General features: G+C 69.6%; 17 protein-coding genes and 1 pseudogene. 6 read left to right on the plus strand and 12 right to left on the minus strand.

Going from position 1 to position 21,046, the window contains the following annotated elements; all coding sequences use genetic code 11:
- Positions 1-31: 31 nt before the first annotated feature.
- The 10 genes from G472_RS0121480 to G472_RS0121525 all read right to left on the minus strand — a co-directional run bounded on the left by G472_RS0121480 (position 32) and on the right by G472_RS0121525 (position 12,420).
- A complete protein-coding gene (locus tag G472_RS0121480) occupies positions 32-1,213 on the minus strand; it encodes an acetyl-CoA C-acetyltransferase (RefSeq protein WP_029010020.1) in 1,182 nt (393 codons plus the stop codon).
- A gap of 13 nt (positions 1,214-1,226) precedes the next feature.
- A complete protein-coding gene (locus G472_RS0121485) occupies positions 1,227-2,399 on the minus strand; it encodes an isovaleryl-CoA dehydrogenase (RefSeq protein WP_029010021.1) in 1,173 nt (390 codons plus the stop codon).
- Between the two features lie 151 nt (positions 2,400-2,550).
- Positions 2,551-4,047, minus strand: coding sequence for an aldehyde dehydrogenase family protein (locus tag G472_RS0121490; RefSeq protein WP_029010022.1), 1,497 nt, complete (start codon positions 4,045-4,047; stop codon positions 2,551-2,553).
- Positions 4,048-4,083: 36 nt separating this feature from the next.
- A complete protein-coding gene (locus G472_RS0121495) occupies positions 4,084-5,313 on the minus strand; it encodes a phenylacetate--CoA ligase family protein (RefSeq protein WP_029010023.1) in 1,230 nt (409 codons plus the stop codon).
- Between the two features lie 33 nt (positions 5,314-5,346).
- A complete protein-coding gene (locus G472_RS0121500; RefSeq protein ID WP_029010024.1) occupies positions 5,347-6,204 on the minus strand; it encodes an ABC transporter ATP-binding protein in 858 nt (285 codons plus the stop codon).
- A 73-nt stretch (positions 6,205-6,277) separates the two neighbouring features.
- Positions 6,278-7,558 (minus strand): ABC transporter substrate-binding protein, encoded by a 1,281-nt coding sequence (locus tag G472_RS0121505; protein WP_029010025.1) that lies wholly within the window; start codon positions 7,556-7,558, stop codon positions 6,278-6,280.
- A gap of 58 nt (positions 7,559-7,616) precedes the next feature.
- On the minus strand, positions 7,617-8,690 hold the full coding sequence (locus tag G472_RS0121510; protein ID WP_029010026.1) for a branched-chain amino acid ABC transporter permease: 1,074 nt from the start codon (positions 8,688-8,690) through the stop codon (positions 7,617-7,619).
- A 13-nt stretch (positions 8,691-8,703) separates the two neighbouring features.
- Positions 8,704-9,597, minus strand: coding sequence for a branched-chain amino acid ABC transporter permease (locus G472_RS0121515; RefSeq protein WP_029010027.1), 894 nt, complete (start codon positions 9,595-9,597; stop codon positions 8,704-8,706).
- Between the two features lie 22 nt (positions 9,598-9,619).
- Positions 9,620-11,569: a long-chain fatty acid--CoA ligase gene (locus tag G472_RS0121520; RefSeq protein WP_035693341.1), complete on the minus strand. Its 1,950-nt coding sequence runs from the start codon at positions 11,567-11,569 to the stop codon at positions 9,620-9,622.
- Entirely contained in the window at positions 11,569-12,420 is an 852-nt protein-coding gene (locus G472_RS0121525) for an ABC transporter ATP-binding protein (protein WP_084536824.1), read from the minus strand. The genes G472_RS0121520 and G472_RS0121525 overlap by 1 nt, the downstream gene beginning before the upstream one ends.
- 235 nt (positions 12,421-12,655) lie before the next feature.
- Here G472_RS0121525 and G472_RS0121530 point away from each other — a divergent pair, with 235 nt between their 5' ends.
- Positions 12,656-14,275: an AMP-binding protein gene (locus tag G472_RS0121530; RefSeq protein ID WP_029010030.1), complete on the plus strand. Its 1,620-nt coding sequence runs from the start codon at positions 12,656-12,658 to the stop codon at positions 14,273-14,275.
- A gap of 148 nt (positions 14,276-14,423) precedes the next feature.
- Here G472_RS0121530 and mmsB read toward each other — a convergent pair whose 3' ends face one another.
- Together mmsB and G472_RS0121540 are read right to left on the minus strand one after the other, a co-directional pair.
- On the minus strand, positions 14,424-15,347 hold the full coding sequence (gene mmsB / locus G472_RS0121535) for a 3-hydroxyisobutyrate dehydrogenase (RefSeq protein WP_281173361.1): 924 nt from the start codon (positions 15,345-15,347) through the stop codon (positions 14,424-14,426).
- On the minus strand, positions 15,344-16,483 hold the full coding sequence (locus G472_RS0121540; RefSeq protein WP_029010032.1) for an acyl-CoA dehydrogenase family protein: 1,140 nt from the start codon (positions 16,481-16,483) through the stop codon (positions 15,344-15,346). Before G472_RS0121540 ends, mmsB begins: the two co-directional genes overlap by 4 nt.
- A gap of 175 nt (positions 16,484-16,658) precedes the next feature.
- On the opposite strand from G472_RS0121540, the gene G472_RS0121545 reads away from it, so the two are divergent.
- From G472_RS0121545 to G472_RS39045, 5 genes and pseudogenes are all read left to right on the plus strand, one after another.
- Complete coding sequence (locus G472_RS0121545) at positions 16,659-17,336, plus strand: GntR family transcriptional regulator (RefSeq protein WP_029010033.1); 678 nt, start codon at positions 16,659-16,661, stop codon at positions 17,334-17,336.
- Positions 17,337-17,427: 91 nt separating this feature from the next.
- Positions 17,428-18,999, plus strand: a complete 1,572-nt coding sequence (locus G472_RS0121550) for a malonate--CoA ligase (RefSeq protein WP_051341117.1) — start codon at positions 17,428-17,430, stop codon at positions 18,997-18,999.
- 1 nt (position 19,000) lies between these two features.
- Positions 19,001-20,053, plus strand: coding sequence for an enoyl-CoA hydratase/isomerase family protein (locus G472_RS0121555; protein WP_029010035.1), 1,053 nt, complete (start codon positions 19,001-19,003; stop codon positions 20,051-20,053).
- Between the two features lie 85 nt (positions 20,054-20,138).
- The gene (locus tag G472_RS0121560) at positions 20,139-20,903 is read left to right on the plus strand and encodes an SDR family NAD(P)-dependent oxidoreductase (RefSeq protein ID WP_029010036.1); all 765 of its coding nucleotides are present in this window, start codon (positions 20,139-20,141) and stop codon (positions 20,901-20,903) included.
- Between the two features lie 12 nt (positions 20,904-20,915).
- Positions 20,916-21,046 (plus strand): annotated as a pseudogene (locus tag G472_RS39045) (electron transfer flavoprotein subunit beta/FixA family protein); the annotation flags it as partial.

The raw sequence follows: 21,046 nt of genomic DNA on the forward strand, positions 1-21,046 counted from the left end.
CCGCCTCCGGCGGGGGAGGGAGTGACGTGCGTTACACCCGCTCCACCGCCATGGCCGTGGCTTCGCCGCCGCCGATGCACAGCGACGCCACGCCCTTCTTCAGGCCGTACTTCTCCATGGCCGCCAGCAGCGTCACCAGGATGCGCGCACCCGAAGCGCCGATGGGGTGGCCCAGCGCGCACGCCCCGCCGTGGACGTTCACCTTGTCGTGCGGCAGGTCCAGGTCGCGCATGGCCGCCATGGCGACCACGGCGAACGCCTCGTTCACCTCGTAGAGGTCCACGTCGCGGGCGTCCCAGCCCGTCTTTTCCAGCAGCGTGCGGATGGCGAAGACGGGGGCGGTCGTGAACAGGGCCGGCGCCTGAGCATGGGTCGCGTGGCCCCGGATCTCCGCCAGAACCGGCAGGCCGCGCCGCTCCGCCTGCGAGCGGCGCATCAGCACCAGCGCCGCCGCACCGTCGGAGATGGAGGAGGCGTTGGCGGCCGTCACCGTGCCGTCCTTGCGGAAGGCCGGCTTCAGCAGCGGGATCTTGTCGGGCTGGCCCTTCAGCGGCTGCTCGTCCCGGTCCACCACCGTGTCGCCCTTGCGGCCGGCGACGGTGACGGGGACGATCTCGGCCGCGAACCCGCCGTCCAGGGTGGCGCGGCGCGCCCGCTCCAGGCTCGCGATGGCGTAGGCGTCCTGGGCCTCGCGGGTGAACTGATAGGACCGGGCGCAGTCCTCGGCGAAGGTGCCCATCAGGCGGCCCTTGTCGTAGGCATCCTCCAGCCCGTCCAGGAACATGTGGTCCAGCACCCGGCCATGCCCCATGCGGTAGCCGCCGCGCGCCCGGTCCAGCAGGTAGGGGGCGTTGGTCATGCTCTCCATGCCGCCGGCGACCATGATGTCGGCGCTGCCCGCCGCGATCAGGTCGTGGGCGAACATGGCGGCCTTCATGCCGGAGCCGCACATCTTGTTGACGGTGGTGCAGCCGGTGCCCTGCGGCAGGCCGGCGCCCAGCGCCGCCTGGCGGGCCGGGGCCTGGCCCTGGCCGGCCGGCAGGACGCAGCCCATGATCACCTCGCCCACGTCCTCGGGCGCGATGCGCGCCCGCTCGACCGCGGCCCGGATGGCGGCCGCCCCCAGCTCCGAAGCGGTCAGGGCCTGCAGGTCCCCCTGGAAGCCGCCCATGGGCGTGCGGGCGGCGCCGGCGATGACGATGGGATCGGTCATGGAATGGGCGTCCTTACTTCGTCTCGTTGAACAGTTCGCGGCCGATCAGCATGCGGCGGATCTCGCTGGTGCCGGCCCCGATCTCGTAGAGCTTGGCGTCGCGCAGCAGGCGGCCGGTCGGATACTCATTGATGTAGCCGTTGCCGCCCAGGCATTGAATGGCCTCCAGCGCCATCCAGGTGGCCTTTTCGGCGGCGTACAGGATCACGCCGGCGGCGTCCTTGCGGGTGGTCTCGCCGCGGTCGCACGCCTTGGCGACGGCGTACACGTACGCCTTGCAGGCGTTCATGGTCGTGTACATGTCGGCGATCTTGCCCTGCATGAGCTGGAACTCGCCGATCGACTGGCCGAACTGCTTGCGGTCGTGGATGTAGGGGATGACCACGTCCATGCACGCCTGCATGATGCCGACGGGTCCGGCGGCCAGCACCGCCCGCTCGTAATCGAGACCGGACATCAGCACGTTGACGCCCTTGCCGACGGCGCCCAGCACGTTCTCCTCCGGCACCTCGCAATCCTCGAACACCAGCTCGCCGGTGTTGGAGCCGCGCATGCCCAGCTTGTCCAGCTTCTGCGCCACCGAGAAGCCCTTCATCCCCTTCTCGATGATGAAGGTGGTGATGCCGCGGGGGCCGGCCTCGGGGTCGGTCTTGGCGTAGACCACCAGCGTGTCGGCCTCCGGCCCGTTGGTGATCCACATCTTGGTGCCGTTGAGGACGTAGCGGTCGCCCTTCTTCTCCGCGCGCAGGCGCATGGAGACCACGTCCGAGCCCGCCCCCGGCTCCGACATGGCGAGCGCGCCGACGTGCTCTCCCGAGATCAGCTTGGGCAGGTACTTCGTCTTCTGCGCCTGGTTGCCGTTGCGGCGGATCTGGTTGACGCAGAGGTTGGAGTGGGCGCCGTAGCTGAGGCCGACGGAGGCCGAGGCGCGGGAGACCTCCTCCATCGCCACCACATGCTCCAGATAGCCCATGCCGGCGCCGCCGTACTCCTCCTCCACGGTCACGCCGAGGATGCCGAGGTCGCCCATCTTGCGCCAGAGATCGGCGGGAAAGTCGTTCTCCCGGTCGATGTCGGCCGCCCGCGGCGCGATCTCGTCGGCGGCGAAGGACGCCACCGAGGAACGCAGCATGTCGGCGGTCTCGCCGAGATCGAAGTTCAGCGTCGGGTACTGGTTGGACAGCATGCGCAGGGCCTCCCCATCGAAGGACGTTCTTGGCCCCGGAACCGCCGGGGCGACACGGTCCATACGGTACCGTATGGTCAGGCACGGGACAAGTGCCGCATCCGTCGTTCCCTCCCCCGGCGAAGCCGGGGGAGGGAACGACGGTCAGCCATCACGTCATGTTGATGATGATCGTCTTCTTGTGGGTGAAGTGCTCCAGCATCGACTCCAGGGACGCCTCCTTGCCCAGGCCCGAGGTCTTGACGCCGCCGTAGCTGAGGTTGGGCTGCACCACCAGGTTCTGGTTGACCTGCACGAAGCCCGCCTCCAGCCGGTGGACGGCGTCCAGGGCCAGCTTCAGGTCGTTGGTCCACACGGTGGCGGCCAGGCCGTACTCGCTGTCGTTGGCGGCGGCGATGACCTCCTCGTAGTCGGTCCAGCGGATGACGCAGCAGACGGGGCCGAAGATCTCCTCGCGCGCGACGCGGTCGTCGTTGGTGACGCCGGTGAAGATGACGGGGCGCACGAACAGCCCCTTGGCCAGCTTCGGGTCGTCGGGCATGGCCGAGCATTCGTGCGCCGTGACGCCCGCCCCCTGCTTGCCCAGCGCGATGTAGGAGCGCACGCGGTCGAGCTGCTGGGGCGACACGATGGTGCCGATGTCGGTCGCCTCGTCCAGCGGGTCGCCCATCTTCATGGCGTCGACCCTGGCCTTCAGCCGCTCGACGAAGGCGTCGTGGATGCTGTCATGGACGAACAGGCGCGACGACGCCGTGCAGCTCTGCCCCTGGCGGGTGAAGCGCATGCCGGCGATGGCGCCGTCCACCGCCCGCGCCAGGTCGGCATCGGCGCAGACGATCATCGGGCTCTTGCCGCCCAGTTCCAGCGTCACCGGGATCAGCTTCTCTGCGGCCGCCTTGTAGACGATCCGGCCGGTTTCCACCGAACCGGTGAACGTCACCTTCTTCACGTCCCTGTGGGCGACCAGCGGCGCACCGCACTCCGGCCCGTAGCCGGCGAGGATGTTGACGAGGCCGGCCGGCAGGATCGTGTTCATGATCTGCACGACGCGCAGCACGGTCAGCGGCGACTCCTCGGCCGACTTGACCACCACGGCGTTGCCGGCGACCAGCGCCGGGGCGATCTTCATCGCCATCAGCAGCAGCGGCACGTTCCACGGGATGATGGAGCCGACCACGCCCACCGGCTCGCGCACGGTCATGGTCAGCATGTTGGGGTTGAAGGGCACCGTCTCGCCCTTCAGCTCCGACGCCAGACCGCCGAAGAAGACGAACATGTCGGCCAGCACCGACGCCTCGACCCGCGATTCCGTGCGCAGGGCCTTGCCGGTCTCCAGCGCCACCAGGCGCCCCAGCTCCTCCACCCGCTCCATCAGCGCCTGACCGCATGCGGCGACCAACTTGCCGCGTTCGCGCGCCGGGCGCTTGGCCCACGCCTTCTGGGCGACCTTCGCCGCGGCGACGGCGGCGTCCACGTCGGCCTCCTCGCTGAAGGGGGCCTGCGCCACCTCCTCGCCGGTGGCCGGGTTGACGACGGGGAAGGTCCGGCCGGACGCGGCGGGGCGGAAGGCGCCGTCCACCAGATTGTATCCGGACAGGCTGCGGGCCAGCGCGAAGGGGTCGAGCTGGATGGCGAGATCGGCGGTCATAGGGTGCGTCCTTGGTGTCGTTCGTGTCTTTTTGGTTCAGGCGCGGGCGTCTTCGATGACCTTGCCGTCGTTGGGCAGGCCACCGGGGGCGACGAACTCCACCACCCCTTTCAGCTTGGTGACGGAGGCCAGCGTCTCGCGCACGGCCGCCGCCAGTGTATCGCCGGGGTCCGGCACCTCGCAACGAAGCGTCATGGTGTCATTGGCGTCGGCCCGTCCGACCACCAGGCGGGCGCGGGCAATCTCGGGGTGGCGGCGCACCACCTCCGCCACCTGCCCGGGGTGGACGAACATGCCCTTGATCTTGGTCGTCTGGTCGGCGCGGCCCATCCAGCCCTTCAGGCGCATGTTGGTGCGCCCGCACGGGCTGGTGCCCGGCAGCACGGCGGACAGGTCGCCGGTGGCGAAGCGGACCAGCGGGTAGGCGCGGTTGAAGGTGGTGACCACCACCTCCCCCACCTCGCCGTCCGGGACGGGGTCGCCGGTGCCGGGACGCACGATCTCCACGATCACCCCCTCGTCCACCACCAGGCCGGCGCGCGCGGCGGTCTCGTAGGCAACGATGCCCAGGTCGGCGGTGCCGTAGCTCTGGTACACGTCGATGCCGCGGCTCTGGTAGAAGGCGCGGGCGTCGGGCAGGTAGGGGCCGCCGGTGACGTGGCCGACGGCGAGGCAGGAGGCGTCGAGCGCCAGCTCGTCCGCCTTCTCCAGGATCAGCTTGAGGAAGTCGGGCGTGCCGATGTAGCCGCGCGGCCGCAACGCCGCGGCGACCTGCGCCTGCATCTCGGTGTTGCCGGTGCCGGCGGGGATGACGGCGCAGCCGATGGCGTGCGCCCCCGTCTCGAACATGGAGCCGGCCGGGGTGAGGTGGTAGGCGAAACAGTTCTGCACCAGGTCGCCCTTGCGCAGGCCGGTGGCGTAGAGGGCGCGCGCCGTGCGCCAGGGGTCACGGCCGTGGGGCTCCGGGTCGTGGATCGGGCCGGGGGACGCGAAGACGCGCGCCAGCTCACCGACCGCGACCGCCGCCAGCCCGCCGAAGGGCGGCGCCGCCTTTTGCAGGGCGATCAGGTCCGCCTTGCGCGTCACCGGCAGGGCCGCCAGCGCCGCCCGGTCGCGCACCGAGGCCGGGTCCACCTCGGCCAGCAGGGACGCGAAGTAGGGGGCGCTCGCCCTGGCGTGGGCGATCTGCTCCGGCAGGGCCGCGAACAGCGCGGTCTCCCGTTCGTCCGGGGTGCGCGTTTCGAGAGTGTCGTAGAAATCGCCCATGGGTATTCGTTTTCCCTTGTCCGGCGCGGCGGCTCAGATCCACCGCTTGCGGCGCTTGAAGCTTTTCAGGTTCTTGAAGCTCTTGCGCTCTTCGTTGCCGCCGCCGAGGTAGAACTCCTTCACGTCCTCGTTGTTCTTCAGGTCCTCGGCGGTGCCGTCGAGCACGACCTTGCCGCTTTCCATGATGTAGCCGCGCACCGCCGCCTGCAAAGCCATGCGGGCGTTCTGTTCCACCAGCAGGATGGTGACGCCCAGGTCGCGGTTGATGCGCTGGATGATGGAGAACACCTCCTTCACCATCAGCGGCGACAGGCCCATGGACGGCTCGTCCATCAGGATCAGCTTGGGGCGCGCCATCATGGCGCGGCCGATGGCCAGCATCTGCTGCTCGCCGCCCGACAGGTAGCCGGCCAGACCCGTGCGCTCCTTCAGGCGGGGGAAGTAGTGGTAGACCATGTCGATGTCGTTCTTCACCGCCCCGTCGGAGCGGGTGAAGGCGCCCAGGCGCAGGTTCTCCTGGCAGGTCATGTCGCCGATGATGCGGCGCCCCTCCATCACCTGGAAGATGCCGCGGCGCACGATGGCGTCGGGGTCGATGCCGTTGATGCGCTCGCCGGCGAACGTGATGTCGCCCCGCGTGACCTCGCCGTCCTCGGTCTTGAGAAGGCCGGAGATGGCCTTCAGCGTCGTCGACTTGCCGGCGCCGTTGGCGCCCAGCAGGGCGACGATCTCGCCCTCCGGCACCTCCAGCGACAGGCCGCGGAGCACCAGGATGACGTCGTTGTAGACGACCTCGATGTTGTTGACGCTGAGCAGCGGAGCCCTGGCCGGGACGGTGGCTTGCGCGGCGGATTTGGGGGCAGCCGGAACGGCCGTGGCGGCGTGGGTCATGCGGCACCTGGAACGTTGCTCGGAAGGGGTGGAACCGCCCGCCCGGCGGCGGGCGGTTCCACGGGACGCGGGATTACCAGCCCAGCCACTCGGCCTTGCGCGGCACCTCGATGGTGGCGATCTTCTCCAGGGCCGTGGCGCCGCTCTTCATCAGCTCCGGCACCGCCGCCTCGGTCGGGCCGGTGACCTTGGCACGGTACAGGTTCACCACGTTGGTGCCGCGGTGATCGGCGTCCGTCCAGGTCGAGGGAACGCACACGCCCTCCAGCCCGGCGGGCACCCAGTCGGTCTTCTGGTACATGCCCTTCTTGATGTTCGGACCGTTGACGCCGCCGTTCTGCACCGCCCAGTCCATCGCCTCCTTCATGTAGAAGGCCGAGCAGATGCCGGCCACATAGTGCACCGGACGGTAGGCGTTGCCCGAGGAGTCGGAGACGGCCGAGATCTCCTGCACCGTCTTCATGCCCGGCGCGTCGCCGCCCCAGATGGCGCCGGTGCGGACGGGGAAGACCACGCCGTCGGCCGCCTTGCCGGCCGCCTTCATGGCGTTCTCGTCCATGCCCCAGACGTTGCCGAGGAACTGCACCTTGGCGCCGACCGTGTCGCACGCCTTCAGCACCGAGATGTTGGAGCCCGCGGTGTTGCCGAGATAGGCGTAGTTGGCGCCGGAGTCCTTCAGCGTCAGGCACTGGGCCGTGTAGTCACCGGGGGTCAGGGCGAACTGCACCGCCGGCAGCACGTCGAAGCCCAGCTCCGCCGCCAGCTTCTCGCCGGCCTCCTTGGGGGCGTTGGGGTAGGGGTGGTTGGCGCCCATGTGAACGTACTTGGGCTTGCCCTGCCCGCCCTTGGCCTTCCAGTCGTCGGCCGCCCACATCAGCATGGCGCGCACCGCGTCGGAGTAGGAGGGGCCGTAGAAGAAGTTGTACGGCGCGCCCTTGCCGTGGCCGGCCGCGCCCGTCGGGTCGGTCAGATGGCCGGAGTAGGAACCGGAGTAGTAGGGGATCTCGTCCTTGGCGACGAAGGCGGTCAGCGCCTCGGTGTCGGCGGTGCCCCAGCCCTGGATGGCCGCCGCCTTGCCGCTGCCCGACGCCCACTTCTTGTACTGGCTGATGGCGCGCGGCGCCTGGTAGGAGTAGTCGACCGTCTCCACCGCCAGACGGTTGCCGTTCACCCCGCCCTGCTTGTTGATGTAGGCGAGCGCGTCGGCGACGCCCTGGCCGAAGGGCTGGCCGACGTCGGAGGTCGCGCCGGAATAGTCGGCGAGGTGGCCGACCGGGATGTCGGCGGCGAGCGCCGGGGCGGCGAAGGTCAGCGCGGCGACGGTCGCGAGCAGCGCGGTCTTCCTGGTGAGCATGTTCTCGTTTCCTCCGGTTGGCTGTCTGACGGTGTTGGAGCGCCCGATGCCCGGGAACTCAGTGGGAGAAGGGATAGAGTTTCCAGTACGCCTTGATCTGCTTCCAGCGGTGGGCCAGCCCGTCGGGCTCGAACACCAGGAAGAGGATGATGACGACGCCGATGGCCATTTCACGCAGGAAGGCCACGGAGTCCTTCAGGTTCAGTGCGCGGTCGATGACGGTGCCCGACAGGCTGTCGGTCAGCGCCTGCATGGTCTCCGGCAGGAGCACCATGAACGCGGTCCCCATCAGCGAGCCCATGATCGAGCCCAGGCCGCCGATGATGATCATGCCGAGGAACTGGATCGAGAAGAGGATGGTGAAGCCTTCCACCGACACGAACTGCAGGTAATGGGCGTAGAGGGCACCGCCGATCCCGGCGTAGAAGGCCGAGATGCCGAACGACATGGTGCGGTACTTGGTCAGGTTGATGCCCATGATCTCGGCCGACAGGTAGTGGTCGCGGACCGCCACCAGCGCCCGGCCGTCGCGGGTGCGCATCAGGTTGGTGGCCAGCAGGAACATCACCACCACGTAGGCCAGCACCACGTAGAAGTAGCTGGCGTCGGTGTCGAAGTCGTAGCCGAACAGCGAGAACGGCTCGGCGATGGTGCCGGCCACGCCGCCGGTGAACCAGCCGGCGCGGGCGAAGAAGTCCTGCAGGATGTACTGCGCCGCCAGGGTGGCGATGGCGAGATACAGGCCCTTCAGCCGGGCGGCGGGAATGCCGAAGATCAGCCCGACCGCCGTGGTCATGACGCCGGCCAGGGGGATGGCCAGCGCCACGGGGATGGCGAAGCTGTTGGACAGCCACGCCGACGCGAAGGCGCCGAAGCCGAAGAAGGCGGCGTGGCCGATGGAGATCTGCCCGGTGAAGCCCACCAGGATGTTCAGCCCGAGCGCCGCGATGCCGAGATAGCCGATCTGGATCAGCAGGTTGAGCCAGTAGTTGTCGAACACCAGGGGGGCCGCGAGCAGCACCGCCACGCCGAGGATGGCGGCGTTGCGGCTGGTCGCCGTCGGGAAGACGGTCGTGTCGGCGCCGTAGCTGGTCTTGAAATCGCCGCTGGGGATCAGGGTCGTGCCGGCCATGGTCTGCGCCTCCTCACACGCGCTCGATGTCTTTGGTGCCGAAGAGGCCGTACGGCTTGATCATCAGGATGATGATCAGGACGTAGAAGGGGGCGATCTCGTACATGTTGCCCCAGTTCAACCATTGGCTGTCGATGAAGTGGGCGAAGTTCTCCAGGAGGCCGACGATCAGCCCGCCGAGCACCGCGCCGACCACGCTGTCGAGGCCGCCGAGGATGACCGCCGGGAACACCTTGATGCCGAAGAAGGACAGCGCGGACGACACGCCGTTCACCACGCCCACCACCACGCCGGCCACCGCCGACACCATGGCGGAGATGGCCCAGCTCATGGCGAACACCTGGCGCACGGAGATGCCCAGCGACTGCGCCACCTGCTGGTCGAAGGCGGTGGCCCGCATCGCCAGGCCCATCTTGGAGTATTTGAAGAACCAGCCGAAGCCGGCCATGATCAGCAGCGAGACCACCAGGCTGGCGATGTACACCGTCTGCACGTCCAGGCCGAAGATGCTCATGGTCTGGCTGGCGAAGATCGGCGGGAAGGGCTTGGCGAAGACGCCGAAGATCCACTTCATCAGGGCCTGGAAGACGATCGACAGGCCGATGGTGACCATGATGACGGAGATGATCGGCTCACCGATCATCGGCCGCAGCACGACCACCTGCAGCAGGATGCCGAACGCCATCATGAAGGCCAGCGTGATCGGGAAACCGATCCAGAAGGGCAACTGCCAGGAGGTCAGCAGCCACCAGCAGGTCCACGCGCCGATCAGCAGGAACTCGCCCTGGGCGAAGTTGACGATGCGGCTGGCCTTGTAGATCAGCACGAACGACATGGCGACGACGCCGTAGAGCGCGCCGACGATCACGCCGTTGATGAGGAGCTGGAACAGCAGTTCGAAGTTCATCGGTGAAGCTCCTTTCCCCGCGTCAGGCGGCCACCGGCTGCGTCTTGCGCGCCGGCGGGGTGGCGGGGGACTGAAGGTCGACGACCTTCAGCGTGGTGCGGATGCGCTGTTTCGTGCCGTCCTGGAAGGTGATCGTCGTGTCCACGTCGATCGCCGGCCGGTCGGAGTAGATGGCGTCGATGATGTCGCCGTACTTCTCGGCGATGACGCCGCGCCGCACCTTGCGGGTGCGCGTCAGCTCGCCGTCGTCGGCGTCCAGCTCCTTGTAGAGGAGCAGGAACTTGGAGACGCGCTGGAACTCCGGCAGGGTGGCGTTGACCTTCTCCACTTCGGCCCGCAGCAGTTCGTAGACCTGCGGCTTGGACGCCAGGTCGGAATAGGTGGTGAAGGTGATGCGGTTCTTCTCGGCCCATTTGGCCACGATGGAGAACCGGATGCAGACGATGGCCGCCAGGTAGTCGCGGCGGTCGCCGAGGATGACGGCTTCGGCGACGTAGGGGCTGAACTTCAGCTTGTTCTCGATGTACTGGGGGCTGAAGCGGTTGCCGCCGGCCGTGGTGGCGATGTCCTTGATGCGGTCGATGATGACCAGATGGCCCTTCTTGTCGAAGTAGCCGGCGTCACCGGTGTGCATCCAGCCGTCGCGCAGGTCGGCGACGGTCGCCGCCTCGTTGCGGTAATAGCCGGTGAACATGTTGGGATGGCGGGTGACGATCTCGCCGATGCCGTTCTGGTCGGGGTTCTCGACCTTCACCTCGATGCCGTCGTCGAAGGGCACGCCGACCGAATCGAAGTCCACGTCGTCGCCGCGGTGGACGGTATAGGCGCCCATCGTCTCGGTCTGGCCGTAGATCTGGCGCAGCGGCACGCCCAGCGCCTGGAAGAACCGGAAGGTGTCCGGGCCCAGCGCGGCGCCGCCGGTGGCGGCCGACTTCAGGTTGGTGAAGCCCAGCCGGTCGCGCAGCGCCCGGAACAGGATCTGGTCGGCGATGCGCGAGCGGCGCCCGTCGGCCAGCGCCTCCAGCCCCAGCTTCATGCCGTAGTCGTACATGGTCTGCTTGAAGGGCGAGGCATCCATGATGCGGGCGCGCACGTCGGCGGCGATGGCCTCCCACAGGCGCGGGGCGAACAGCACGAAGCTGGGCCCGATCTCGCGGAAGTCGTTCATCATCGTCTCGGCTTCCTCGACGAAGTTCACGCGCATGCGCGACAGCATGCCCATGCCCACTGCGTAGATCTGCTCCATGATCCACGACAGCGGCAGCACCGAGACGTACTCGTCCTCCGGCCCCTTGGGGTCCACCGACAGGTAGCTGGCGCAGTGGCGCAGCAGCCGCCCGGCCGGCAGCATGGCCAGCTTCGGGTTCGAGGTGGTACCCGACGTGGTGCACAGCACCGCCACGTCCTCGCCCTTGCCGGCCGCCACCAGCTCGGCGTAGAGGCCGGGCTTCTCCGCGTGCAGGGCCTCGCCCCGGCGCACCAGCTCCGCCGCCTCCATCAGGCGCGGGTCGTGGTATTTGCGCATGCCGCGCGGGTCGGAATAGATGATGTGGCGCAGCGTCGGCAGCCGGTCGCCCAGGTTCAGCAGCTTGTCGACCTGCTCCTCGTCCTCGGCGATGACCACGGCCACGTCGGCGTAGGTGATGAGGTAGGCCACCTCCTCGTCCATGGCGTCGCGGTAGATGCCCAGGCTCATGCCGCCCAGGGCGTGGGCGGCGATTTCGCCCATCACCCAGTCCGGCCGGTTGTCGCCGATCAGCCCGACCACGTCGCCGCGCTTCACGCCGAGCTGCACCAGCCCCAGCGTGAAGGCGCGGGTGCGCGCCTCCATCTGCGCCCAGGTCAGCGGCCGCCAGATGCCGAAGTCCTTCTCCCGCATCGCCACCTCGTCGCCGTGCTCGCGGGCGTGGAGGCTCAGCAGCTTGGGCAGGGTGTCGTGGACGGCCGTATCGGGAAGGGTGTGGGCGCTCATCACGCGACCTCCTGCTGAACGTCGTCGGTTTCGTCCTCCTCGCCCAGATAGGCGGTGCGCACGCGGGGATCGGCGAGCACCTCCTCCGGCGAGCCCTCGGCGATCTTGCGGCCGAAGTCGAGCACCATGACGCGGTGCGAGATGTCCATGACCACGCCCATGTCGTGTTCGATCATCACCACCGTCATTCCCCACTCCTCGTTGAGGTCGACGATGTAGCGGGCCATGTCCTCCTTCTCCTCCAGGTTCATGCCGGCCATCGGCTCGTCCAGGAGGATGAGGTCGGGCTTCAGCGCCACGGCGCGCGCCAGCTCCACCCGCTTGCGCAGGCCGTAGGACAGGGTGCCGGCGGTGGCCTTGCGGACGTGCTGGATCTCCAGGAAGTCGATGATCTCCTCGACCTCGCGGCGGTGCGCCAGCTCCTCCTGCCGCGCCCCGGTGAACCAGTAGAGCGCGCCGGTCAGGAAGTTGTTCTTCAGCAGGTGGTGGCGGCCCACCATGATGTTGTCCAGCACCGTCATGTGCCCGAACAGCGCCAGGTTCTGGAAGGTGCGGCCGATGCCCAGGGACGCCCGGTGGTTGGGCGTCATGTCCGTGATGTCCTTGCCCTTGAAGAACACCCGCCCCTCGGTCGGGCGGTAGCGGCCGGAGATGCAGTTGACCATCGAGGTCTTGCCGGCCCCGTTCGGGCCGATGATGGAGAACAGCTCCCCCTTGTTGATGTGGAAGCTGACCTCGGTGAGCGCGCGGACACCGCCGAAGCGCAGCGAGACGTTGCGCGCCTCGAAAATCGGGTTGCCGGCGGCCTCGCCGGCCCGGTCCGGTGGCGTTGCGACGGGTGCACCCGACATGTCGTCTCCCTTGCTCGATCTTATCGTTGGGGCCGTGGCGGCGGCGCCGGCTGCGGCCGTCCGGTCCGTTGCGAGGTCCACCATATGGACCGTTCGTCGAACCAACAGGTGCTCAGTATAGCGATACAGAACTCGTTTTCAACACTGATATTCCCGCGCCGCATAAGTTTTGCGCTGATTTTCCGCGTGACGGTCCATATTATGGAACGATCACGCCGACGGGAGGACCACCGCCATGACCGAGCCCCGATCCAACGGAGCCGGCACCCAGAGTCTGGAGCGCGCCATCGCCCTGCTGCGCGTCGTCGCCGCCAAGGGGGAGGCGGGTGCGCGCCTGGCCGACCTGATGGCGGCGGCCGGCCTGACCAAGGCCACCACCCACCGCATGCTGGCCGCGCTGGTGCGCGAAGGGCTGCTGGAGCAGGACGAGGCGACGCGGCGCTACCATCCGGGGCGGGAACTGGCGGCGCTGGGGCGGGCGGCGGCGGCGCGCTACCGCTCGGCCGCGCCGGAGGTCAGCGCGTCGGCCTATTCCCGGGCCGAGTACCGCGGCAAGGAGGTGGCGGTGGCCACCCTGCTGTGCGACCGCCACCTGCGCGGGCGCGGCGGCCGCGCCGCCCTGCTGCACGAGAACGTGGCCGGCCAGACCACCGAGCTGAGCTTCGCCCGCCTCGCCCGCGAATCGCGCCGCCTGGCCAGCGTGCTGGCCGGGCTGGGGGTGGCCAGAGGCGACCGGGTGGCGGTGCTGCTGCCCAAGGGGCCGGAGCTGCTGATCACCGCGGTGGCGGCGTGGCGGCTGGGGGCGGTGTACATGCCGCTGTTCACCACCTTCGACCCGCCGGCGGTGGCGGTGCGGCTGGCCGACAGCGCGGCGCGCGTCGTCGTCACCCGCGATTCGCTGCGCCACAAGATCCCGCGGGACCCCGCCGGCCGCCGCTCGGTCGTCACGGTGGAGAGCGAGGAGGGATTCGCCAACGGCAGCGCCGACGCCGTTCCCTTCTGGTCCGCCCTGCACGATGCCGCCCCGCTGGACACGGTGGCGAGTTACGGCGTCGACGATCCCTTCGCGCTGATCTACACGCCGGAAACCGACCGCCATCCGCTGGGAATCCCGGTCTGCGTCTGGGCGCTGGCGGGGGTGGAGCAGTACATGCGCGTCGGCCTCGACCTGCGCGACGACGACACGTACTGGAACATGGCCGACCCCGGCTGGGCCTACGGCGTGTTTTACGGTCTGATCGGGCCGCTGCTGCTGGGCCGCACCACCATCTTCTGCGACGGCCCTTACGACGCGCGGCAGAGCTACCGGGTGCTGACCAAGCACGGCGTCACCAACCTGACGGCGGCACCGTCGCAGGTGCGCACCCTGCGCGACGCCGACCCTTCGGTGGTGCCGGCGCAACTGGCCCTGCGCGTGCTCTCCACGGTGGGCGAGCCGCTGCCCGCCGACCTGACGGAATGGGCGACGGGGGCGCTGAAGGTGCCCCTGTTCGACCAGTACGGGCAGAGCGAGACCGGCGTCTTCATCGTCAACCGCTACGACCCCGACCAGCCGGCCGAGGCCGGCGCCGGCTCGCTGGGCCGCGCCCTGCCGGGGTACCGGGTGGTCGTTCTGGACGCCGAGGGGCGCGAGGCGCCGGTGGGCGGCGTCGGCGAGATCGCCATCGACCGCGACCACTCGCCCCTGTTCTGGTTCGACGGCTACGCCAACGCCCCGGAGCGCACCGCCCACCGCTTCCGCCATGGACATCGCTACTACCTCACCGGCGACTGGGCCTGTCTGGGCGCCGACGGCACCATCCGCTACCGCGGCCGGGTGTCGGACGCCGTGCTGATGCAGCAGATGGGGGGATGATCCGGGGAAGGGCGTCGCGTCGGGGCCCCGCTCATACGGCCGGAAAATGATCACTTCCATCATTTTCCGGCCGTGAAACCCGGCAGATCAATGCCCGGGCATTGATCGAGAGGGCGATACCAACGGCACCCTTCAGGTGCCGTTGGTATCAGCCCTGCCCGCGCAGCATCGTCACGATGCCGGAGAAGTCCAGCCCGGCGTGGCCGTTGGCGCAGAACAGGGCGTAGAGCTGCGCCGCCTCCGAGCCCATGGGCAGCGGCGCGTTGACGCTCTGCCCCGCCTCCACCGCCAGCTTCAGGTCCTTCAGCATCATCGCCGCGGCGAAGCCGGGGGCGTAGTCGCGGTTGGCCGGGGAGGTGGGGACCGGGCCGGGGACCGGGCAATAGCTGGTCAGCGACCAGCACTGGCCCGACGCCTTGGACGAGATGTCGAACAGGGTCTGCGCGTCGAGCCCCAGCTTCTCGGCCAGGGCGAACGCCTCGCACACGCCGATCATCGAGATGCCGAGGATCATGTTGTTGCAGACCTTGGCGGCCTGACCGTTGCCGGGGCCGCCGGCGTGGATGATCGCCTTGCCCATGGCCTGCAGGATGGGTTGGGCGCGCTCGAACGCCGCAGCCGGCCCGCCGACCATGAAGGTCAGGGTCGCCGCCTCCGCCCCGCCGACGCCGCCGGACACCGGCGCGTCCACCATGGCGTGGCCGGCCGCCGCCGCGGCCTCCGCCACCGCGCGGGCCGAGGCCACGTCGACGGTGGAGCTGTCGATGAACAGGCTGCCGGGCCGCGCCGCGGCGATCACCCCGCCCTCGCCCGTGTAGACGGCGCGCACGTGCTGCCCGGCCGGCAGCATGGTGACGACGACCTCGGCCTCCGCCGCGGCCGCGGCCGGCGAATCCGCCCGGTGCGCACCGGCGGCGGCGGCGGCGTCCATGGCCGCGGCCGACAGGTCGTAGGCGTAGACCCGGTGCCCGGCCTTCAAGAGGTTGCGCATCATCGGCGCACCCATGTTGCCGAGACCGATAAAGGCGATGGTCGCCATGGTGTCCTCCCGATAAGCGTCGTCCGTTGTCAGCCGCCGGTGATCTGGCGGGCGATGATGACGCGCATGATTTCGTTGGTCCCTTCGAGGATCTGGTGCACCCGCAGATCGCGGAAGTACCGCTCGATCGGGTATTCCTTGATGTAGCCGTAGCCGCCGTGGAGCTGCATGGCCTCGTTCACCACCTGGAAGCCGACGTCGGTGGCGAAGCGCTTGGCCATGGCGCAGTGCAGCGTGGCGTCGGGGGCTTCGGCGTCCAGGCCGGCGGCCGCGCGCAGCAGCAGAAGGCGCGCCGCCTCCAGCTCCGTCGCCATGTCCGCCAGCTTGAACTGCAACCCCTGGAAAGCGTTGAGCGGCTTGCCGAACTGCCGGCGCTCGGCGGTGTAGGCGATGGCGTGCTCCAGGCAGGCGCGCGCCCCGCCGATCGAACAGGCGCCGATGTTGAGGCGCCCTCCGTCCAGCCCCTTCATGGCGATCCGGAACCCCTCCCCCTCCGCGCCGATGCGGTTGGCGACGGGGACGCGGCAGTCCTCGAAGATGACGGCGGAGGTCGGCTGGCTCTTCCAGCCCAGCTTGTGCTCCTGCTTGCCGAACGACAGGCCGGGCGTTCCCTTCTCCACCACCAGGCAGGAGATGCCCCGCGGCCCCTCTTCGCCCGTGCGCACCATGCAGACGTAGACGTCCGACACGCCGCCGCCGGAGATGAACGCCTTGGAGCCGTTCAGCACGTAGTGGTCGCCGTCGCGCACCGCCCGGGTCTTCAGCGACGCCGCGTCGGAGCCTGCCCCCGGCTCGGTCAGGCAGTAGGAGGCGAAGTGCTCCATGGTCGTCAGCGCCGGCAACCAGCGGCGGCGCTGCTCCCCGTCGCCGAAGCGGTCGATCATCCACGACGCCATGTTGTGGATAGAGATGTAGGCGGCGGTCGACGGGCAGGCGGCCGCCAGCTCCTCGAAGATCACCGCGGCGTCGACGCGGCCCAGGCCGGAGCCGCCCACGTCGTCCTGAACGTAGATGCCGGCGAAGCCCAGCTCCGCCGCCTTGCGCAGGGTGTCGACGGGGAACTCCGCGTTCTCGTCCCAGCGGGCGGCGTGGGGCGCCATCTCGGCCGCGGCGAAGGCGCGGGCGGTGTCGCGGAACGCCTGCCGATCTTCGGACAGCGTGAAATCCATCGCCGTTTCCCCCTATGCGGCCGGCTCGTGCGGCGGCCGGCGTCCGTGTTCTTGGACACGACGCCTAACACAGAAAATACGCGGTGTCCACATTCTGTATACACGGGCGCACCGATTTGTGTTCAAATGCGCCCCGCGAACGAACGGGGCCGAACGGGAGAGGGAAGAGCCGCCGATGTCCGAGGACCGGAAGGGAGGCACCCGCGCCGAGGAGGTGCGGCGGGCCATCGAGGAGGACATCTTCCTCGGCCGCCTGCGCCCCGGCACCCGCCTGGACGAGGAGAGCCTGGCGCAGCGCTTCAACATCTCGCGCACGCCCATCCGCGAGGCGATCCTCCAGCTCGTCCACGTCGGGCTGGTGGAGAAGCAGCCGCGCCAGGGCGCGGTGGTGGCGCCGCTGAACCTGCACCGCATGGTCCAGATGTTCGAGGTGATGTCGGAGATCGAGGGGCTGTGCGCCCGCTACGCCGCGCGCCGCATGTCGGCGGAGGAACGCGACGCCCTGAAGCGCCTGCACGAGGACTCCAGGGCGTTCATGAAGGCGCGCGACCTCGACGCCTACTACGCCAGGAACCGCGCGATCCACGAGGCGATCCAGGCCGGCAGCCACAACGAGCCGCTGCAGGACATCGCCCGCGGCCTGTTCGCGCGGCTGGCCCCCTACCGGCGCTACCAGCTCAACCACCCCGACCGGGTCGGCGACAGCTTCGAGGAGCATGACGACGTGGTCGAGGCCATCCTGGCCGGCGACCCGGAGCGCGCCTACCAGGCCATGCGCCGCCACGTGACCATCCAGATCGACATCTTCGCCGAGTTCGTGTCCATCATGGGCGGCAACAGTATACAACAATAGCCCATTCCAAATACATAACCCTGGAACCATTCGGTGGCGTATGGTAAGCCGCGATCGGATCGGGTTCCGGGGAGACCAGGGGACGCATCACATGAACGCCACGACCACCGATGACGGCGCAGCCTCCTACCCCGGCGGAAACCTGTACGAGCTGTTCCGCGCCCGCTTCCCGCAGGACCGCAGCCGCCCCTTCCTGGAGACGGACACCGGCCGCACCGTCACCTACGCCGAACTGGAGGAGCTGACCGGGCGGTACGCCCGCCTGCTGGCCGACCTCGGCCTGAAGAAGGGCGACCGGGTTGCGGTGCAGGTGGAGAAGTCGGCGGAGAACATCGTCCTCTACCTTGCCACCGTGCGGGCCGGCGGCGTCTACCTGCCGCTCAACCCCGCCTACACGCGGGCGGAGGTGGAGTATTTCCTGGGCGATGCGGAGCCCCGCGTCTTCGTCTGCCGGCCGGACGCCGAAGCGGAGCTGGCCGGCACCGCCGCGGCCGCCGGCGTGGCGCACCTGCTGACCCTGGGCACCGAAGGCGACGGCACCCTGCCCGCCCGCGCCGCCGCCTGTGCGCCGGACTTCGACACCGTGCCCTGCGCCGCCGACGACCCGGCGGCCATCCTCTACACCTCGGGCACCACCGGGCGCTCCAAGGGCGCCGTGATGAGCCACGCCAACCTCGGCTCCAACGCGCTGGTGCTGCATGCCTATTGGGGCTTCCGGCCGGACGACGTGCTGCTGCACGCGCTGCCGATCTTCCACACCCACGGGCTGTTCGTGGCGACCAACTGCGTGCTGCTGAACGGCTCCTCCATGCTGTTCCTGGCGAAGTTCGACGCCGACCGGGTGCTGGCCCTGCTGCCGCGCGCCACGGTGATGATGGGCGTGCCCACCTTCTACACCCGTCTGCTGGCCCACCCCGGCCTGACCCGCGCGGCGGCGGCGCACATGCGCCTGTTCATCTCCGGCTCGGCGCCGCTGCTGGCCGACACCCACCGGGAATTCGGCGCCCGCACCGGCCACGCCATCCTGGAGCGCTACGGCATGACCGAGACGGGCATGCTCACCTCCAACCCCCTGGACGGCGAGCGGATCGCCGGCACGGTCGGCTTCCCGCTGCCCGGCGTCTCCTTGCGGGTGGTCGACCCGGAGAGCGGCGCCATCCTGGGCACCGACGCCATCGGCGTCATCGAGGTGAAGGGCCCCAACGTCTTCTCCGGCTACTGGCGCATGCCGGAGAAGACCCGGCAGGAGATCAAGCCCGACGGCTTCTTCATCACCGGCGACGTGGGCAAGGTGGACGGGCGCGGCTACGTCCACATCGTCGGCCGCGCCAAGGACCTGATCATCTCCGGCGGCTTCAACGTCTACCCCAAGGAGGTGGAGACGGTGGTCGACGCGCTGGACGGGGTGGTGGAGTCGGCGGTGGTCGGCGTCCCCCATCCCGATTTCGGCGAGGCGGTGACCGCCGTGGTCCTGCGCAAGCCCGGCGCCGCCGGCCCCGACGAGGCGGCGGTGATCGCCGCGTGCAAGGACCGGCTGGCCAACTTCAAGGTGCCCAAGCGCGTCTTCTTCGTCGAGGAGATGCCCCGCAACGCCATGGGCAAGGTGCAGAAGAACCTGCTGCGCGACCGCCACGCGGACACGTTCAACAAGGAGAAGGCGTGAGATGAGCGAGCCCACCGTCCTGTTCGAGACCGTCGGCGCCGTCGGCCGCATCACGCTCAACCGGCCCAGGGGGCTGAACGCCCTGACGCTGGAGCAGATCCGGCAGATCGACCCGGCCCTGCGCCGCTGGGCCGCCGACCCCGCCGTCGCCGCGGTGGTGATCGAGGGGGCCGGGGAGAAGGCGTTCTGCGCCGGCGGCGACATCCGCGCCCTGTTCGACGCCTCCGCCGCCGGCGACCGCGCCGCGCTGGAGACCTTCTTCCGCGAGGAATACCGCCTCAACCGGCTGATCCACACCTACCCCAAGCCCTATGTGGCGCTGATCGACGGCATCACCATGGGCGGCGGCGTCGGGCTGTCGGTGCACGGGCGCTTCCGCGTTGCCACCGAGCGCACGCTGTTCGCCATGCCGGAGACCGGCATCGGCTTCTTCCCCGACGTGGGCGGCACCCACTTCCTGCCGCGCTGCCCCGGCGAACTCGGCCTCTATCTCGGCCTGACGGGAGCGCGCCTGAAGACGGCGGACGCCCATTACGCCGGTGTGTCCACCCATGTGGTGCCCTCCACCGGCCTCGCCGCGCTGGTGGGGGAGCTGGCCGAGCTGCACCGGGCCGACGACGCCGCGGTGCGGGCCGTCCTCGACCGCCACCACCGCGACCCCGGCCCGGCCCCCGTGGCGGCCCGGCAGGCGCTGATCGACCGCCTGTTCGCCGGCGCCACGCTGCACGACGTGCTGGCCGCCCTGGCCGGCTGCGACGACCCGTGGGCGGCGGAGACGCTGGCGACGCTGAAGACCAAGTCGCCGTGGGGCATGGCGGTGACCTTCCGCCAGCTCCGCCGCGGCGCCGGCCTGCCCTTCGACGAGGCCATGCGCCTGGAATACCGCATGGCCCCGCGCGGCGCGCTGGACCCGGACTTCCGCGAGGGCGTGCGCGCGGTCATCGTCGACAAGGACAACGCCCCGCGCTGGCGCCACGCCTCGGTGGACGCGGTGGACGACGCCGAGGTGGAGGCGCTGTTCGCGCCGCTGGAGCGGGAACTATCGTTCGAGTGATCGGGCGGGGTGGTCGCGACGGAGAGCCCGCCGCGACACCCCCCCACACTCCGATCGCCAGGAAATCAACGGGAGGGAACCGCACATGGACATCCGCAATCTTGCCGCCGTGGTGACCGGCGGCGGCTCCGGTCTCGGCGCCGCGACGGCGCGCGCGCTGGCCGCCGCCGGGGCCAGGGTCACCGTGCTGGACGTCAACGAGGCCGGGGCGAAGGCGACGGCCGAGGCGATCGGCGGGCTGGCCGTGGCCTGCGACGTCACCGACCCGGCGTCGGTGCAGGCGGCGCTGGCGCAGGCCCGCGACGCCCACGGCCCGGTGCGCGTGGCGGTGAGCTGCGCCGGCATCGTCGTCGGCGCCCGCGTCGTCGGCAAGAAGGGGGCGATGCCGCTGGAGACCTTCTCCAAAGTGGTCACCGTCAACCTGATCGGCACCTTCAACGTCATGCGCCTCGCCGCCGAGGAGATGCTGGCGCAGGACGCGCTGAACGAGGACGGGGAGCGCGGGGTGATCGTCAACACCGCCTCCGTCGCCGCCTTCGAGGGGCAGGTCGGCCAGTGCGCCTACTCCGCCTCCAAGGGCGGCGTGGCGGCGCTGACGCTGCCGGCGGCGCGCGAGTTCGCGCCGCGCGGCGTGCGCGTCGTCGCCATCGCCCCCGGCCTGTTCGAGACGCCGATGATGGCGGGCATGCCGCCCGACGTGCACCAGTCGCTGATCAACGGCACCCTGCACCCCCACCGCCTGGGCCGGCCGGAGGAGTTCGCCCGCCTGGCGCTCCACATCGTGGAGAACCCCATGCTGAACGGCACCACGCTGCGCCTCGACGGCGCCGTGCGCCTGGCGCCGCAATAAGGGAACGGTTCGATGAAGATCCTTGTGCCCGTGAAGCGGGTGGTCGACTACAACGTGAAGGTCCGGGTGAAGGCGGACGGCACGGGCGTTGAGACCGCCGGCGTCAAGATGTCCATGAACCCCTTCGACGAGATCGCGGTGGA

It is taken from the genome of Azospirillum halopraeferens DSM 3675 (assembly GCF_000429625.1).
GTDB classification, from domain to species: Bacteria; Pseudomonadota; Alphaproteobacteria; order Azospirillales; family Azospirillaceae; genus Azospirillum; species Azospirillum halopraeferens.

Bases quoted from the DNA above. Each gene is read 5' to 3' on its own strand.
- G472_RS0121480 (WP_029010020.1), bottom strand. From the start codon at position 1,213: ATGACCGATCCCATCGTCATCGCCGGCGCCGCCCGCACGCCCATGGGC.
- G472_RS0121485 (WP_029010021.1), bottom strand. From the start codon at position 2,399: ATGCTGTCCAACCAGTACCCGACGCTGAACTTCGATCTCGGCGAGACC.
- G472_RS0121490 (WP_029010022.1), bottom strand. From the start codon at position 4,047: ATGACCGCCGATCTCGCCATCCAGCTCGACCCCTTCGCGCTGGCCCGC.
- G472_RS0121495 (WP_029010023.1), bottom strand. From the start codon at position 5,313: ATGGGCGATTTCTACGACACTCTCGAAACGCGCACCCCGGACGAACGG.
- G472_RS0121500 (WP_029010024.1), bottom strand. From the start codon at position 6,204: ATGACCCACGCCGCCACGGCCGTTCCGGCTGCCCCCAAATCCGCCGCG.
- G472_RS0121505 (WP_029010025.1), bottom strand. From the start codon at position 7,558: ATGCTCACCAGGAAGACCGCGCTGCTCGCGACCGTCGCCGCGCTGACC.
- G472_RS0121510 (WP_029010026.1), bottom strand. From the start codon at position 8,690: ATGGCCGGCACGACCCTGATCCCCAGCGGCGATTTCAAGACCAGCTAC.
- G472_RS0121515 (WP_029010027.1), bottom strand. From the start codon at position 9,597: ATGAACTTCGAACTGCTGTTCCAGCTCCTCATCAACGGCGTGATCGTC.
- G472_RS0121520 (WP_035693341.1), bottom strand. From the start codon at position 11,569: ATGAGCGCCCACACCCTTCCCGATACGGCCGTCCACGACACCCTGCCC.
- G472_RS0121525 (WP_084536824.1), bottom strand. From the start codon at position 12,420: ATGTCGGGTGCACCCGTCGCAACGCCACCGGACCGGGCCGGCGAGGCC.
- G472_RS0121530 (WP_029010030.1), top strand. From the start codon at position 12,656: ATGACCGAGCCCCGATCCAACGGAGCCGGCACCCAGAGTCTGGAGCGC.
- G472_RS0121540 (WP_029010032.1), bottom strand. From the start codon at position 16,483: ATGGATTTCACGCTGTCCGAAGATCGGCAGGCGTTCCGCGACACCGCC.
- G472_RS0121545 (WP_029010033.1), top strand. From the start codon at position 16,659: ATGTCCGAGGACCGGAAGGGAGGCACCCGCGCCGAGGAGGTGCGGCGG.
- G472_RS0121550 (WP_051341117.1), top strand. From the start codon at position 17,428: ATGAACGCCACGACCACCGATGACGGCGCAGCCTCCTACCCCGGCGGA.
- G472_RS0121555 (WP_029010035.1), top strand. From the start codon at position 19,001: ATGAGCGAGCCCACCGTCCTGTTCGAGACCGTCGGCGCCGTCGGCCGC.
- G472_RS0121560 (WP_029010036.1), top strand. From the start codon at position 20,139: ATGGACATCCGCAATCTTGCCGCCGTGGTGACCGGCGGCGGCTCCGGT.